Origin of the sequence: Arboricoccus pini, from assembly GCF_900187945.1 — a bacterium.
GTDB lineage: Bacteria > Pseudomonadota > Alphaproteobacteria > Geminicoccales > Geminicoccaceae > Arboricoccus > Arboricoccus pini.
In genome coordinates, this window is the sequence record NZ_FYEH01000006.1 from 141721 (window position 1) to 155450 (window position 13730).

Here is a 13730-nt window from a genome sequence, read left to right on the forward strand (position 1 = left end):
AACGATCCGAAGACGCAACCTTCCTGGCCGCAAGCCAGCTACCCGTGCCAGCGTGGGCAGGAGAAAGGAAGAACGCAGCTCTTTGGATTGTGACTAGGTTTGGCGGAAGAAGTCATTCGGGTAACGGGCAGACGAAATCTGGAAGATCGGATGCATCTTCCAGCATGGCCGCAATTTAAGAATCAGCCATGGACATCATTTAAGAAGCATCTTTGCCTACTTAACGATGATCTTTCCCTCGAATTTGCTGTTGGGCATATGATAGATGAAATTACCGGGGCGGATAGGAACAAAAGAGATCGTCGCCTTTCCGGCGTCGTCGAACTCGATCGAGTCCAGACCAAGCGGCCGAACTTCTATGCCATTGATGACAACCTCATTGATCCAGATGTTCCTAAAGAACTCCGGCGCGGCGATCGCCATCTCGCTTGAGCCGTCGCTCTCCACCGCCCACCGGTAATATTTCCCGGCCTCCAACTCGATTGGCTCAGAGGGAAATGACTTTCCAGCAGATAATTTGAGTGGGGCGAGATTCGTGCCACGGACCGTCAAACCAGCTTGCGCCCAGGCCGTGCTGATTCCATCGGCCAACGTCAAGCAGCCAACCGCGACGATCGTGGCGGCCACGAGAGCCGTCATCCTTGTCATGTCCTCGATCCCAATCAAAATGCTAATACGTTCCATGACTTTTTCCTCATGAAGCCATCGTGTCAAGACAATGACCTCGAGGAATCCGCCTGGTTGGACCGCATCAGTGATAGGCCTCGGGCTCTACCTCATGTTAGTATCAGTGCAGCTATCTGCAGACACGAGCCCATCTTCTTGTGATGGCAGGGCAGCCTGAAAAAGAGGTCAAGCCTCGTCTTCAGGCTGCGTGCAAGCGGCCCCTAGCTGTCCAGGACAATCTGCAGCTTGACGTCGGTTGGACGGGCTTCGACCGCACGGTCGAACACGGCGATGCTTTCCTCGAAGGGAAAGCTGCCGGATATCAACGGCTTAAGATCGATCTTGCCCGCGATAAGCTTGATCGCCCGGTCATAGACATTCGCATAGCGAAAGACTGTCTCGATGCGGACCTCCTTGGCGATCAGCGAGGCGAAATCCACCGGTACAGGTTCGGTCGGATTGCCCACCAGTACGATGGCGCCTCCCGGCCTTACCGCTTCCATCATGACCGGATAGGCGTGCTTGCTGCCGCTGGCATCGAAGACCAGATCGGCGCCCCAGCCCTCCGTGCTGCCTTTGACGACGTCGATCAGCGTTCCGCTTTTGACGTTGACCGGGGTGATTCCGTCGTACTGCCCGGCAATCTTGAGCTTTTCGTCGACCAAGTCGGCAATGATGATCTGGCTACAGCCGCCAGCTAGTGCCGCCAGAGCGATCATGATGCCGATGGGGCCGGCCCCCATCACGACACCGACGTCACCGGGCGTGATGCGCGCCTTCACCGCCGCCTGCATGCCAACTGCAAAGGGTTCGATCATGGCACCTTCGGCGAAGCTGACATTATCGGGCAGCTTGTAGGTGAAGGCAGCGGGGAAGACGACGTAGGGCGTCAGGCACCCGTGGTCGGGCGGCGTGGCCCAGAACGTCAACGATGGGTCGAGATTATAGAGACCCATCTTGGAGAGACGGCTGTTCAAGTTCGGCACGCCGGGTTCGATACAGACGCGATCCCCGACCTTAAGCGTCGCAACGTTCTTGCCAACTTCGACAACCGTCCCTGACCCCTCATGCCCGAGGACCATGGGTGCGTTCACCACGAACGGACCAATGCGTCCATGCGTGTAATAGTGAACGTCGCTCCCGCAGACGCCCACCGTGTGCATCTTGATCTTGACGTCGTCCGGCCCCGGCTCCTGAGGAAGATCGATGTCGCGCAGCGACAATTCATGTGGGCGTTCAAGGACCAGTGCACGTGCCATGTTATTCGTCCGTGTTGCGGTGCGTAGCGTGGAGGCTTGACATCTGCCTTTATGTCGCACCTTTGCCGACAATGCGATTGTAAATCGAAATTTCCTTTTGTAATAGTCGCACACAACCTCTCGGGAGAGGGGCGAAAATCAACGAATGGGCGAGGCTGCCAGCAAATGAAGTTCTTGAAAGCATCGTGTTGCGCCCTGGCCATGGCGACGGCGCTTGCTCTGAGTTCGCCGGTCAAGGCAGAGGACTGGTCCTTGGCCAAGGCTGCAGAGCCTTTCAAGGGCGAGACCATCAATGTCATCTTCCTCGATCGTCCCGGCTATCGAGCCATCATCAAGCTGTTGCCGCAGTTTGAGAAAGAGACTGGCATCAAGGTCAATTACGAAATCGTCCCTTACGAGAACACCCGCGAGAAGGAGGTCTTGAACTTCAGTTCGCAGGGCGATCTGACCGTGGCACTGGTCGACCTGGTGTGGGTCGGTGAATTCGCCGAGAATGGTTGGATCGTGCCCGTTGACCATTTCACGAGCGATCCGTCTATCACCGATCCGAAACTCGACCTGAAAGGCTTCTTCCCGCTGCTTCTCGATGCATTCGGGACCTGGGGCGGCACAGTCTACGGCTTGCCCTTCGACAATTATTCCGGCCTGCTCTTCTATAACAAGTGCATGCTGAAGGATGCGGGTTTCGACAAGCCGCCTGCCACCTGGGACGAGTTGCTCAAAACCTATGCGCCGAAGCTCACGAACAAGGAAAAGGGGACGTATGCCTATGTCCTCCAATCCCGCCGCGGCGAGACTCAGTCGGCAGACAGCTTCATGCGCTTCCTCTGGCCGTTTGGCGGCTCGCTCCTGAACAAGGAATTCAAGTCGAACCTTTCGTCCAAGGAAAGCCTGGATGGCCTGAACTTCCGCCAAGCGCTGGCGCCTTATATGCCTCCTGGATATGTGAGCTTCGACCATGCCGAAGCGGTGAACGCCCTGGCCCAGGGCCAGGCAGCCATGCTGACCGAATGGTCGGCTTTCTATTCGACCCTCACCGATCCAAAGACATCGAAGATCGGCGACTGTCTTGCCGTTGCGCCAGAGCCCGCTGGTGCCGCCGGTCGCCTGCCAGCCCTTGGCGGGTTTTCGCTGGCTGTGGCCTCACAGGCGCCAGAAGAGCAGCAGAAAGCCGCTTGGCTCTTCATCCAGTGGGCGACCTCCGACGCCATTGCCAAGGACTATGTTGAGGCGGGTGGCGTATCCGGCCGGACGAAAGTCTACGAGGACCCCGAGATCAAGGCAAAATACCAGTTCGTCGAGCCTTTGGTGCAGTCCTGGCAGAAGGGCGTTGCGGTGTTCCGGCCGCGCTTCCCGGCCTGGCCCGCCATTTCCGAGATCATTGGCGAATGGGGCTCAAAGATGCAGTTGGGCGAAGTAAGCGTCGAGCAGGGCGCCAAGGAAATAGGCTCGCGGATGGAGGATGTCCTCCAGAAGGAAGGCTATTACGACGGCAAGAAGAAGCTCCTTCAGTAGGAGCCACCTCGCATGAAATCCCTTTGGACACAGACCCTTGCCGAGCTCGACCACGTCTTCGCCGAACTCAAGCAGGACAGGGTTCAGCTCGTGGTCAACGAGATCGCAAATGCGCGAACGATTGTCCTCTATGGCGTCGGCCGCGAGGGACTGCAGATCAAGGGATTCGCCATGCGGCTCTACCATCTAGGCCTGAAGGTCGGGGTGGTCGGCGAGATGATCGCACCGGCCATCGGCCCGGGCGACCTGCTGATCGTCTCGGCCGGCCCAGGGCAGTTTGCGACGGTCGGCGCACTCATGACTATCGCCGGGGCAGCCGGTGCGCGGGTCCTGGTGATAACGGCAGATCCCCAGGGCAACGCCGCCGCTCAGGCAGACTTGGCGCTGGTCCTGCCAGCGCAGACCATGGCCAGCGACCGTGACGGGGCAACGTCCGTGCTACCGATGGGGTCGCTCTATGAGGGCGCCTTGTTTCTTCTTCTCGAAATCATCGTCCCGAAGCTGCGCCATCGTCTGGGTGTCAATCCCGCGACGATGCGCGCGAACCATACGAATCTGGAATGAGTACGAGCATCGAGCACGCGAACAAAACGGTCGCGGCCAGCGCCGCCCGTAATCCCTCAGGCAAGGGCCCTCGCCTTGGACATGGCCGCTTTGTCCATGTCTGGTTCCTGGCGCCCGCGGTCCTGGCGCTCCTCGCGATCGGCACCTATCCCACGATATTCGCGGTCGTTACCTCCTTTCATCAATATAACCTGACGCGGGTGCGGGACGGATTTCCCTTTGTTGGCTATGCTAATTACGTTTCCGTGCTCGGCGATAGCAGCTTCTGGAACACGCTGCTGACGACGCTCGAATTCTTCCTGGTCGTCATGCCGATCGAGATCGTTCTGGGCTTCGTCATCGCGAGCCTCCTGCATCGCGAGGGCTTGGGCTTCCTTCGCAGTGTCGCTCGCGTCACCCTCGTCGTGCCACTGGCCACGACCTACGCCGTCGTGGGTCTGGTCGGCCGCCTCCTGTTCAACCAGGATTTCGGCGTGCTCACCCAGGCCTTTCGCGCCATTGGGCTGGACATCGACTGGCTGGGCTCGGTTGGGGGCGCATTCGCGGCGATTGCCATCATGGATGTCTGGCAATGGACGCCCTTCTGCGCCCTGATCTTCCTGGCGGGCCTCACTATGGTCCCCGGCGAGATCGAGGAGGCGGCAAGACTGGATCGCGCCAGCGGCCTCAAGCTTTTCTGGCACATTCAATTGCCCTTCCTGCTTCCTGGCTTGACCTCACTCCTGATCCTCCGCTCGGCCGACATTCTCAAGCTATTCGACATGATCTTCACGATGACCCGCGGCGGCCCGGGCTCGGCCACGGAACTCATCTCGATCTACATCCAGCGCATTGGTTTTCGGGTCTTCGATCTCGGCACGGCTTCGGCCCAGGCCATTCTGCTGCTCATCCTCACAATCGTGCTCTCGAGGCTCTATATCCGCTTTCTCTATCGGGAGGCCTCGGCATGAAGACTAACCCCCTGCTTCGCCTTGGCCATCTGGTTGGGCTCATCCTGATCATCGTCTTCATGCTGTTTCCCTTTTATTGGATGCTCGCCTCAAGCCTGAAGAGCCAAGCCGATCTTCTGGCCTCGCCGCCGGTGTTCATCTTCAAACCTACATTAGAACACTACGCTGAAATCTTCGCCGATGAGAAAGTGACGCTAGCGATCCTCAACTCTTTCATCGTGGCGATCTCGACGACTGCCTTAGCGCTATTGCTTGGAGCGCCTGCCGCCTACGCGCTGGCGCGGTTCGATTTTCGCGGCAAGAAGGATATTTGGTTCTGGTTTATCAGCAACCGAATGATCAGTCCTATCGTTCTCGCGCTTCCGGTCTATCTCCTCGCCCGCAACCTAAACATGCTCGACAGCCACATCGTGCTGATTTTGATCTACCTCACCTTCAATCTGCCGATCGTGGTCTGGCTATGCACTGATCAGTTCGCCGGCATTCCCGGGGAACTCGAACAGGCGGCGCGTGTGGACGGTGCTGGAACATTCACCATCTTTGCCCGGATCTACCTACCTTTGGCTTTGCCTGGTCTGGCGGTCTCCGCAATCTTCAGCTTCATCTTTTCGTGGAACGAGTTGCTTTATGCTCTGATACTTACCAGACGCGCGGCACAGACAGCGCCCGTCATTGCGACCAGCTTCATGTCCGGATACGAGCTCCCGTGGGGCAAGATCATGGCGACAGGCTCTGTCATCGTTTTGCCGGTGACCATTTTTGCGCTGCTTGTCTCTCGTCACATGATCCGTGGCTTGACCATGGGCGCCACGAAATAACGGCGAACGACATTGGATGCATCCGAGCGACCTTTTCACGACGGCATGGCGCCGATGCAGCAAGATGCCATGGGAATCGAAGCTGAACGCATTAAGGCGCGCGTGCTCTGGTACTCCTTCATGGGCGCCATGACGCAGCAGGAGATTGCCGAACGTCTGGGTATCACCCGCCTGCGCGTCAATCGCATCATCGGTCAGGCGCGTCAGGATGGCTCCGTTGCAATCGATATCCGCGTCCCGCTCGCCAGTTGCATCGAACTCGAGCAACGCCTGATCAAGCGTTACGAGCTCAAGGAAGCAACCGTCGTACCGTCGATGGCAGACTATCAGCAAACGAGGCGCGTGGTCGGCGAGACAGCTGGCTTCGCGCTCGATCGCCTGCTTGAAGATGGACGATCGATCGGTGTGGGCTGGGGAACGACGCTGAGCATCGCCATCCGCGGCTTGCGACCCAGGCGACTGCAGAAGAGCTGGGTCGTCGCTCTCATGGGTGGACTGACCCGCGGTTCCGGCACGAACACTTTCGAAGTGTCAACCGAATTATCACGCGCCCTATCCGCTTCATGCTATTATCTGGCCGCCCCTATTTATTGCCCAGATGAGCAAAGTAGAGATTCTTTACTTTCTCATTATGGACTTTCTGAAGTAATACGTCTCGCATCTGAAGTCGACGTTGCCCTGGTATCCTGCGGTGATCTCTCAAAACGGTCCAATCTCGTGATGACGCCGATCGTCGAGAGCCACCTACCGGAACTCCACGAGGCAGGTGCTGTGGGCGACATCCTTGGGACGTTCATCGATGCCGATGGCCGACCGGTCAATCATCCACTAAATCGCCGTGTCCTGGCGCTGACCCCTGCCGGCCTTGGCGGCATCAAAGATGCCATTCTCACCGCGGCGGGGACGCATAAGCACGCGATCACGCGGGCGATCCTGCAAGGTCGGTTCATCAACCGACTCATCGTCGACGAAGAAACCGCCCTTTTGCTGCTCTAACGTCAATCAGGAGCGCACGCGTCGGGGCGATGATCGACTCGCCACCGCGGAGATGCCTCCCATGTCGAGGGTAAGCGCTCTAGCGGCATCCCTGATCGAACGCCCTAATATCTGTAATCGCTCCACTGGAATGCGTGCGGTGGGACCGGAGATCGATAAGGCACCGACCGGGCTTGCATGCTCATCCAGTATCGCGGCGGCGACGCATCGCATGCCCAACGCATGCTCCTCATCATCGATCGACCACCCCCGACCGCGTATAACGCGAAGATCCGCCAGGAGTGCGTCGATCGAGGTGAGCGTGTGCGGCGTTGCTGCAGGCAAGCCGTGATGTCGGACCATGGCTTGAACCTCCTCATCGGGCATGCAAGCAAGCAGTGCTTTGCCGACGCCCGAACAGTGCAACATCACCGAGCCGCCGGGACGACCGATCGCACGGACCATCTGACGCGATTCAACTTGAACAAGACAAATGGCGCGGCCCGAGTCGGGTACATAGAGATTAACAGTCTCGCCGCTTTCTTCCATAGCTGAACGCATACGCAGCCGCGCGATCATCGTCAGGTCGCGCGTGCGAGCGAAACCATTACCCGTGGTGAAGGCGGCAACACCCACCTGCCACAGCCCGCTCATGGCATCGAAGCGAGCAAAGCGCGTCTGTTGCAGGGTCGTGAGCAGACGATGGGTTGTCGATGGCGGAAGATCCAGCATTCGAGACAATTCACTCAAAGTCGCCTTCTCGGGAGAGGCAGCTATTGCCTCAAGCAACGACAGACCACGAACTAGCGATTGAACTTGACCGGACCGTTCCTTAGGAGAACGCTTACCGTCCGCATCTTTGGGAGTCATCGTCTTTAGGCCCTCATGCACATGGACGGCTCGCCGGTCCGATGTCGAACAACATATTGTGTGCCGCTTGACCTCCATATGTCAGCATTCCGAGCCGATTGATCACACATACCCCCAATCGCATTGCAGCGTCGGTCCAGGATCGCCACTTCTCTACCGAAGGGCAACGGCTCGCGGCGACATTCGACAACAGCCAGGCCAAGTAGGACATCGACATGCGTGGTATCGACAGGAACTGGATGTGGGCCGAAGCGCTGGGCCGGATCGAACGTGCCGAGAGACTTCACCGGCAATATTTTCGTCCGAATGCGCAAAGACAAGGAAGCCGCACGCCGTCCTGGGAACCGCCGCTGGACATGGTGGAAACCGAGACTGAGGTTCTCATCCTCATAGCGCTGCCGGGTGTCGACCTGACCCGGGTGGAAACGACGATCGAAGGCGACACGCTGGTAGTCTTGGGCGAACGCCGGCTGCCTGTTCAACTCGCGTCGGCGCTCGTCCATCGGTTGGAGTTGCCGCGCGGACATTTTGAACGTCGGCTTCGCCTACCCGCCGGCCGCTATGGATCGGTCAGCCGCGAAGAAGCTCTGGGTTGTCTCCTCGTCATCCTCAGCAAGGCCTGAAGGAAGGACGCCAGTGGAGTACGAAAACATGGCTGACAACAGCCCCGCAGGTTCGGCACCGGCGCAAGATGCGAACCTCGCTCTCTTACCGCTTAAAAATCTGGTCGTCTTTCCCGGCTCGATGCTTCCGGTCGTAATCGAGGGCAAGCGCGCAATCGCTGCAGCACAGCAGGCCGTTCGCCAGGGCACCCAGGTGGGGCTCGTTCTCTGCCGGGAAGGCGCTCCGGAAGATCCGGGGCTGGCCGACATCCATCAGATCGGCACGGTCGCGAACATCCTGCGCTACGTGACAGCACCCGATGGCGCCACGCATCTGGTCGTCCAGGGAATAGAGCGCTTTTCCGTGCAGGCACCGGTCGCCGAAGAACCCGTGCTCACGGTACAAGCGCGACGCATGCCCGATCCTGAGGAGCGAACGGCTGAGATCGAGGCGCGGTTCGTCAACCTCCGAAACCTCGCCACCGAAGCCTTGCAACTTCTCCCGCAGCCGCCGCAGGAACTCCTGGCAGCGATCAGCGCGTCCACGTCGCCCGGCGGCCTAGCCGATCTTGCGGCGACCTACATGGACGCCAGCGCCCGCGAGAAGCAGGACGTACTGGAAACGATCCCACTTGCCCCGCGCATCGAGCGTGTGACCGCCTTGTTGGGCCACAGGATCGAGGTCATGCGTCTGTCGGCGGAAATCGGCAAACAAACAAGGGCCTCCCTTGACGATCGCCAACGGGAAGTTCTGTTGCGCGAACAGATGGCCGCCATTCAAAAGCAATTGGGTGAGGACGACGGGAAAGCGGCAGAGATCGCTGAACTCACCAAGGCGATCGAAGCCGCGCAGATGCCCGACGATGTCGCGACGACGGCAAAGAAGGAGGTGCGCCGGCTCGAACGCACGCCTGAGCAATCCGCTGAATATGGAATGATCCGCAGCTACCTGGACTGGCTCATCGAGCTGCCCTGGGCCATGCCGGAGGAAAAGAGCATCGACCTGGATCATGCTCGGTCCATCCTGGATTCTGACCATTTCGGCCTGGACAAGATCAAGCAGCGAATCATGGAATATCTGGCCGTCCGCAAGCTGTCGCCGACGGGTAAGGCTCCGATCCTTTGCTTTGTGGGCCCCCCGGGAGTGGGCAAGACTTCCCTCGGTCAGTCCATCGCGCGCGCCATGGGCCGACCATTTGTCCGCGTGAGTCTGGGCGGCGTTCATGACGAGAGTGAAATTCGTGGACATCGGCGAACCTATATCGGCGCGCTGCCGGGAAACATCATCCAGGGCATCCGCAAGGCTGGCGCACGCGATGCCGTTGTGATGCTTGACGAGATCGACAAGATGGGTCGCGGCATCCAGGGTGACCCTTCGGCAGCCATGCTTGAGGTTCTGGACCCGGAACAAAACGCTACGTTTCGCGATGCCTATCTTGGCGTCCCCTACGATCTCAGTCGGACAGTCTTCATCGCTACCGCGAACATGTTGGACAACATCCCCGGGCCGCTGCGTGACAGGATGGAGATCATTAGCCTCGCTGGTTACACCGAGGCGGAGAAGTTTGAGATCGCCAAACGTTATCTCTTGGATCGACAAAAGGCCGCGAACGGCTTGAGCGACGTCCAGGTGACGATCGACGACGCAGCACTGCGACAACTCATTCGCAGCTATACGCGGGAGGCCGGGGTTCGCGGCCTGGAACGCGAAATCGGTAGGCTCATGCGCCATGTCGCGGTCGGGGTTGCCAGCGGGAAGACGACGGCTCGGACGATACACGCCGAGGATCTGGAATCCATATTGGGCCCGTCACGCTTCGAGAGCGAGGTCGCGATGCGCACCTCGATCCCGGGCGTCGCTACCGGCTTAGCGTGGACCCCGGTGGGCGGCGACATCCTCTTTATCGAGGCGGCACGCGTGCCGGGAAGGGGCAACCTGATCGTCACAGGACAATTGGGCGAGGTCATGCGTGAAAGCGTCCAGGCGGCTCTAAGCTTGGTCAAAGCCCGCACCGCCGCCTTGGGCATCGACAGCTCTGCCTTCGAGCGCAGCGACATTCATGTCCATGTGCCCGCCGGAGCCACCCCCAAGGACGGGCCGAGTGCTGGCGTTGCCATGGTCGTCGCCCTGAGTTCGCTCTTGACCGGTCGCACGGTTCGCAGCGATACGGCGATGACGGGCGAAATATCATTGCGTGGCCTTGTGTTGCCTGTCGGCGGTATCAAGGAAAAGGTCGTCGCGGCCGCGGCGGCGGACATCAAGCGGGTTCTTCTTCCTGCCCGCAACCGGCACGACTTCGTCGACATCCCTGACGACGTGCGCCAGGCACTCGAATTCGTCTGGCTCGATACTGTCGATCAGGCGTTGGAAGCAGCTCTGGAGTCCGCGGCCGAGGCGCGGGCCGCCTGAGGCGGTAACCACAGGAAATCGGACGTCTGCTTAAATGCGGACGTCCGTTAGTCCTGCCTCGCCGGATGATCACCCAATCTTTTCGCGGCAATATTTCAGCTAAATATTACGGCATTAGCTAGAATTATAATAATCAAAATAATATTTTGCCGCTTTCGCACCATTTTCTTGAGTATTTCAAATCCCCATCACGCAATGGACAGGTTGCGGTTTAACGAGCAGGTGTTAGATAGCGCGCAGGATCTTCGTCGTGGGCTGCCTGAGCGGCCCCTTGACCTCAGGAAAGCCGCTTATGGATCCCGCTCAAGTTGCCGCGATTGCTGCAGTCCCGCACGATCTCTCTGCCGCTGGACTGTTCATGCGCGCCGATCCGATCGTCAAGGGCGTCATGCTTCTACTGGTGATCTGCTCCATTACCGCCTGGGCGATCATCCTCGAAAAGATAGTCTTACTCACAAGGCTGCGACGCCAGACGCGATCGCTGGAAAGACAACTGGGCAGAGGCGGCCGGCCTGAGCTAAATGACCTTGGGCCGGTCCCTCGGGCGATCATGGAAGCTGGGCTCGGCGAATGGCGTGACGATGACGGCCAGGAAAGCCGCGGCGAATATCGCCAACGGATCGAACGCTCGATGCTGGCAGTTTTGACCGAAACGAGCCGCAAGATCGAACCTGGCCTACCGTTTCTGGCCACGCTCGGGTCCGCAGCCCCATTCATCGGCTTGTTCGGGACCGTCTGGGGCATCATGCGAAGCTTCACGGCGATCGCGCAATCGAATGACACCAGCCTCGCTGTCGTCGCGCCAGGCATCGCGGAAGCGCTTTTCGCTACCGCCATCGGGCTCGTTGCCGCTATTCCCGCCGTCGTTGCCTATAACAAGCTAATGATTGAGCTCAGCCGCTTACGCGATCGTTTGCGTTCTTCGATCGGCAAGCTCAGCGGCCAGCTATCCGCTTCGCGGGCGACGTCGCAATCCCGCGCTGCCGCCGAGTGAGGGCCATATGGCGATAGGTCCCCTAATCGATGGCGGTGACGAAGAGGGTTTCCGGCCGTTAGCCGAGATCAACGTAACGCCGTTGGTCGACGTCATGCTTGTGCTCCTGATCGTCTTCATGGTCTCAGCGCCTCTCATGATGGCCGGCGTTAAGATTGATCTTCCCAAGACGAGTGCAGCCACGATAAGCCCACCCAAGGAACCGGTCGTGCTCACCATCGATCGGCAGGGCCGCCTCTTCATCAAGCAGGATGAGATCGCCACAGCGGATCTGGCCTCACGACTCGACGCGATGGCCAAAGGCGACAAAGGTCAGGTCATCTACATTCGTGGCGACCGTGAGCTTCCCTATGGCAAAATCATGGCCGTGATGAGTGATGTGTCACAGGCTGGGTTCGCCAGTGTCTCTCTCGTCGGAGAATCGCGTCCTAATGCGTCCGAAGGGGCGGCCTTGCCTGCCGCTGGCAAAGACCAACCCTGACCATGGCAAGCGAGTCCGCTTTATCTGCGCCATTTGCCATGCCATCACGTGCGCTCCTCTTCACAGTATCGCTTGTGCTTCATGGGCTCGTCCTCGCCGTCCTTTTAACAAGGCACCCTCCGGCGCCCTTGCCAGAACCTCCCGGAGAGCCCTTGAAGGTGACGGTGGCCCCCGTGGCAACCGTTCAAGCAGTGGCAGCTGGCGCGCCCGCACCCATGCCTGCTGTAACCTCTCCCCCGGTCTCCAGTTCTGCAGCCCGGCCGGAAGCTTCGGCAGCCCCCGCTCCCATGCCAGCCCCGGTTGTACCGCCAACTGCCATGTCGCCGGTAACGACACCCTCTCCGGCGACGGCGGTGCAATCTCAGCCGATACCCGCCGAGCCCCCACCGAGCAAGCCGGTTACGCGAGCGCCAAATGATCTGGCGTTGCAAAAGTCCCGCGAGAATCGCCGAGAGCCGACAAAGCCCATACGACAGACAAGGAGACCGCCGCCAACAAGTGAAGCCCAGCCAGACCACGCTCCGGCTCCGACGAACGTACCCGTTGGCGAAAGCGGCGAAGGACCGCGATCGGAAAGTCCCACACGGGGCGACCCTCGGGCAGTTGCCAGTTATGAGGCAAAACTGTCGGCGTGGCTAAGCTCCAACCAACATTATCCGCGGCTGGCACGCATGCGTCGGATCGAAGGGACCGTCGTCCTCTATTTCCGTATCGATCGCCAAGGAAATGTTGCGGATGCGCGCATCGTCTCCGGCTCCGGCTCCGATTTGCTTGACGAGGAGGCCTTGGCGATGCTGGGCCGCGGTCGCGCCCCTGTGCCGCCAGCAGACATTCCCGAGGCCGCACTGGCGCATCAGGTGCCCATCCGCTTCATGCTCCGCTAACGTGGGATAAGCTTGAAATTAGGTATATAAGCCTATATTATCGACTATGATGTAGTACGAGGACACCATGGTCGACAAGCTCGACGCTCGCATTCTATTACTTATCGAGGAACCCGATTCGGTCACAGTGAATGACGAGGATCTCGTGGCGGCAATTCTCGCCATCATGCGCCACGATCCCTCGAGCTACGCCGGGCCCCGGGATCTCTTCGCGCTCGAAAAACGCTTCAATAGGCTAGCTGCCAACAAGCTGCCTCTAGCCCAGGATCTGGCCGATCGCTGGCTCCGCCGCGTCGAGACCGAAAAGAGCCCGCCGACAGCAGCAGTCGCTGTTTCTCACAGTCTCGGCATATCGTTCCCCCTGAAGGAAACATTGGACGAACAGGTGGAACGGCTTTTGGTCACACCATCTCCCCGTGTTCCCGGAGATCTCGACCTGGCTGATGCCATCGTTGCGATACTCTGGCGACAGGTCAGGCATTACCAGGGCACAGCCGAAATCTGGGAAGTAGAGCGGGCGATCGCCAGTTACCGCGCCCGACCAGCCTTGATAGAAGCAGCGGCCGTCACGCGATTAGCGAGCAGAGAATTTCTCAAGGAGGCGCTAGCGTTACGGCAAGACGAAACCGAGGCCGTCCGTGCCCCCGCAACCTTGAGCGGCCAATCGACTTTAAGAACTGTATAGATCTTCCTGCTCCGAGGGTGCCAGACAGAGTGGACGAGGAGACTTGTATCAACGCCG

At 59.3% G+C, this 13730-nt stretch carries 14 protein-coding genes; 11 read left to right on the plus strand and 3 right to left on the minus strand.

Going from position 1 to position 13730, the window contains the following annotated elements; genetic code table 11:
- Positions 1 to 216: 216 nt before the first annotated feature.
- Both CFB17_RS10245 and CFB17_RS10250 read right to left on the minus strand, forming a co-directional pair.
- Positions 217 to 627, minus strand: coding sequence for a cupredoxin domain-containing protein (locus CFB17_RS10245; RefSeq protein WP_165769543.1), 411 nt, complete (start codon positions 625 to 627; stop codon positions 217 to 219).
- Positions 628 to 887: 260 nt separating this feature from the next.
- Complete coding sequence (locus CFB17_RS10250) at positions 888 to 1925, minus strand: NAD(P)-dependent alcohol dehydrogenase (RefSeq protein ID WP_088561446.1); 1038 nt, start codon at positions 1923 to 1925, stop codon at positions 888 to 890.
- Positions 1926 to 2090: 165 nt separating this feature from the next.
- Here CFB17_RS10250 and CFB17_RS10255 point away from each other — a divergent pair, with 165 nt between their 5' ends.
- The 5 genes from CFB17_RS10255 to CFB17_RS10275 are packed head-to-tail and all read left to right on the plus strand — an operon-like array spanning position 2091 to position 6768.
- Positions 2091 to 3440, plus strand: coding sequence for an ABC transporter substrate-binding protein (locus tag CFB17_RS10255; protein WP_088561447.1), 1350 nt, complete (start codon positions 2091 to 2093; stop codon positions 3438 to 3440).
- Positions 3441 to 3452: 12 nt separating this feature from the next.
- Positions 3453 to 4004 carry an SIS domain-containing protein gene (locus tag CFB17_RS10260; protein WP_088561448.1) on the plus strand — a complete coding sequence of 184 codons (552 nt, stop codon included), beginning with the start codon at positions 3453 to 3455 and terminating at the stop codon, positions 4002 to 4004.
- Complete coding sequence (locus CFB17_RS10265; protein ID WP_088561449.1) at positions 4001 to 4954, plus strand: carbohydrate ABC transporter permease; 954 nt, start codon at positions 4001 to 4003, stop codon at positions 4952 to 4954. Before CFB17_RS10260 ends, CFB17_RS10265 begins: the two co-directional genes overlap by 4 nt.
- Positions 4951 to 5772, plus strand: a complete 822-nt coding sequence (locus CFB17_RS10270; RefSeq protein WP_088561450.1) for a carbohydrate ABC transporter permease — start codon at positions 4951 to 4953, stop codon at positions 5770 to 5772. Before CFB17_RS10265 ends, CFB17_RS10270 begins: the two co-directional genes overlap by 4 nt.
- A 12-nt stretch (positions 5773 to 5784) precedes the next feature.
- Positions 5785 to 6768: a sugar-binding transcriptional regulator gene (locus CFB17_RS10275; protein ID WP_243389842.1), complete on the plus strand. Its 984-nt coding sequence runs from the start codon at positions 5785 to 5787 to the stop codon at positions 6766 to 6768.
- Positions 6769 to 6774: 6 nt separating this feature from the next.
- Here CFB17_RS10275 and CFB17_RS10280 read toward each other — a convergent pair whose 3' ends face one another.
- Entirely contained in the window at positions 6775 to 7638 is an 864-nt protein-coding gene (locus CFB17_RS10280; RefSeq protein ID WP_207762007.1) for an IclR family transcriptional regulator, read from the minus strand.
- Positions 7639 to 7832: 194 nt separating this feature from the next.
- Between CFB17_RS10280 and CFB17_RS10285 the strand changes: the two genes are divergently transcribed.
- The 6 genes from CFB17_RS10285 to CFB17_RS10310 all read left to right on the plus strand — a co-directional run bounded on the left by CFB17_RS10285 (position 7833) and on the right by CFB17_RS10310 (position 13673).
- Positions 7833 to 8240, plus strand: a complete 408-nt coding sequence (locus CFB17_RS10285; RefSeq protein ID WP_088561452.1) for an Hsp20/alpha crystallin family protein — start codon at positions 7833 to 7835, stop codon at positions 8238 to 8240.
- Positions 8241 to 8268: 28 nt separating this feature from the next.
- Positions 8269 to 10629, plus strand: coding sequence for an endopeptidase La (lon, locus tag CFB17_RS10290; RefSeq protein WP_088561453.1), 2361 nt, complete (start codon positions 8269 to 8271; stop codon positions 10627 to 10629).
- Positions 10630 to 10921: 292 nt separating this feature from the next.
- Complete coding sequence (locus CFB17_RS10295; RefSeq protein WP_088561454.1) at positions 10922 to 11623, plus strand: MotA/TolQ/ExbB proton channel family protein; 702 nt, start codon at positions 10922 to 10924, stop codon at positions 11621 to 11623.
- 7 nt (positions 11624 to 11630) lie between these two features.
- Positions 11631 to 12104: an ExbD/TolR family protein gene (locus tag CFB17_RS10300; RefSeq protein WP_088561455.1), complete on the plus strand. Its 474-nt coding sequence runs from the start codon at positions 11631 to 11633 to the stop codon at positions 12102 to 12104.
- Between the two features lie 317 nt (positions 12105 to 12421).
- On the plus strand, positions 12422 to 12988 hold the full coding sequence (locus CFB17_RS19810) for an energy transducer TonB (RefSeq protein WP_279311742.1): 567 nt from the start codon (positions 12422 to 12424) through the stop codon (positions 12986 to 12988).
- Between the two features lie 67 nt (positions 12989 to 13055).
- Positions 13056 to 13673: a hypothetical protein gene (locus tag CFB17_RS10310; RefSeq protein WP_088561457.1), complete on the plus strand. Its 618-nt coding sequence runs from the start codon at positions 13056 to 13058 to the stop codon at positions 13671 to 13673.
- Positions 13674 to 13730: the final 57 nt, after the last annotated feature.

Bases quoted from the DNA above. Each gene is read 5' to 3' on its own strand.
- CFB17_RS10310 (WP_088561457.1), top strand. From the start codon at position 13,056: ATGGTCGACAAGCTCGACGCTCGCATTCTATTACTTATCGAGGAACCC.
- CFB17_RS10260 (WP_088561448.1), top strand. From the start codon at position 3,453: ATGAAATCCCTTTGGACACAGACCCTTGCCGAGCTCGACCACGTCTTC.
- CFB17_RS10270 (WP_088561450.1), top strand. From the start codon at position 4,951: ATGAAGACTAACCCCCTGCTTCGCCTTGGCCATCTGGTTGGGCTCATC.
- CFB17_RS10255 (WP_088561447.1), top strand. From the start codon at position 2,091: ATGAAGTTCTTGAAAGCATCGTGTTGCGCCCTGGCCATGGCGACGGCG.
- CFB17_RS10295 (WP_088561454.1), top strand. From the start codon at position 10,922: ATGGATCCCGCTCAAGTTGCCGCGATTGCTGCAGTCCCGCACGATCTC.
- CFB17_RS10300 (WP_088561455.1), top strand. From the start codon at position 11,631: ATGGCGATAGGTCCCCTAATCGATGGCGGTGACGAAGAGGGTTTCCGG.
- CFB17_RS10285 (WP_088561452.1), top strand. From the start codon at position 7,833: ATGCGTGGTATCGACAGGAACTGGATGTGGGCCGAAGCGCTGGGCCGG.
- lon (WP_088561453.1), top strand. From the start codon at position 8,269: ATGGCTGACAACAGCCCCGCAGGTTCGGCACCGGCGCAAGATGCGAAC.
- CFB17_RS10250 (WP_088561446.1), bottom strand. From the start codon at position 1,925: ATGGCACGTGCACTGGTCCTTGAACGCCCACATGAATTGTCGCTGCGC.
- CFB17_RS10265 (WP_088561449.1), top strand. From the start codon at position 4,001: ATGAGTACGAGCATCGAGCACGCGAACAAAACGGTCGCGGCCAGCGCC.
- CFB17_RS19810 (WP_279311742.1), top strand. From the start codon at position 12,422: ATGTCGCCGGTAACGACACCCTCTCCGGCGACGGCGGTGCAATCTCAG.